Origin of the sequence: Rhodococcoides kroppenstedtii (assembly GCF_900111805.1) — a bacterium.
Lineage (GTDB): Bacteria > Actinomycetota > Actinomycetes > Mycobacteriales > Mycobacteriaceae > Rhodococcoides > Rhodococcoides kroppenstedtii.
In genome coordinates, this window is sequence record NZ_FOJN01000028.1 from 1 (window position 1) to 1,094 (window position 1,094).

At 67.6% G+C, this 1,094-nt stretch carries 1 protein-coding gene; it reads right to left on the reverse strand.

The window, feature by feature from the left end; all coding sequences use genetic code 11:
• Positions 1-23: 23 nt before the first annotated feature.
• Positions 24-995 carry an IS481 family transposase gene (locus tag BMZ18_RS19010; RefSeq protein WP_068366108.1) on the reverse strand — a complete coding sequence of 324 codons (972 nt, stop codon included), beginning with the start codon at positions 993-995 and terminating at the stop codon, positions 24-26.
• Between the last annotated feature and the right edge of the window lie 99 nt (positions 996-1,094).

Below are 1,094 nucleotides of genomic sequence, written 5' to 3' on the forward strand. Positions count from 1 at the left end.
TGTAGTGACCTGACACGTTGTTCTCAGGCGGTCAGTCGGGTGATGGGTGGGTGTCCGCCGAGGGCGGAGTGGCCTCGTCGAGTGTTGTAGCGGACAAGGAAGCGGTCAAGGCCTCGTGTGCGGTTCCGGTTCGACGACCAGGGGCGGGCGTAGGCCCATTCGGTGAGCAGTGTGCGGTTGAAGCGTTCGGCTTTGCCGTTGGTCCATGGGCAGCCGGGCCGGATGAAGCGCCGTTTGAGGCCCCAGGCGGTGCAGACCCAACCCCAGTTCGTGCCCCGTCGGTAGACCAGAGCGTTGTCGGTCAACAGGCGTCGTACGCGGATGCCGTGGCCGGCGAACCAGGCCAGGGCGCGGTGCAGGAAGCCGGCGCTGGTGAGGTCCTTCTCATCGGGTAGGGCCTCGCTGTAGGCCAGCCGGGTGTGGTCGTCGATGGCGGTGTGGATGTAGTCGTATCCGATCCGAACTCGCTTGCGGCGGTTGGCAACCGAGACCGCAGCATCACGTCCGTGCAGCCGCCAGCCGCCGCCGGTGGGGATACGGCCGAGCTTTTTGACATCGACGTGGACCAACGAGCCCGGGGTGCGGTGCTCGTAGCGGATCGTGCTGCGCCGCGACGCGCGTACCGGTTGGCCGGTGATCGGGTCGATCGCCGCCAGATGGGGCATCTGATGGCGGGCGAGGATCCGCCCCACGGTCGAGGGGTTCAATCCGAGCTCGGCGGCCAACACGACCGCCCCGCGACGGTGACGTCGGCGCGCGGCGAGAACCCGTTGCTCCACCCGAGCCGGAGTTCGGCGTGGCATTCGCAGCGGGCGCGAGGACCGGTCGGTCAGGGCCGCGTCACCACCCTCACGGTGGCGGCGCAGCCATTTGTAGACCGTGGCCCGCGAGACCCCGAGTTGCTCGGCGACGTGAGCTGGTGGCCACCCGGCCGCGACACGCTCGACTATCAGGCGGCGAGCGAACACGGTGGTACGGGCATTAGCGTGGGACACGAGGACCTCCTACGGATAGATGCCAGACACATCCACTCCGCCAGGAGGTCCTCCCCATTTCAAGACGGCACGCCGTCAACAACCTCTCAGGTCACTACA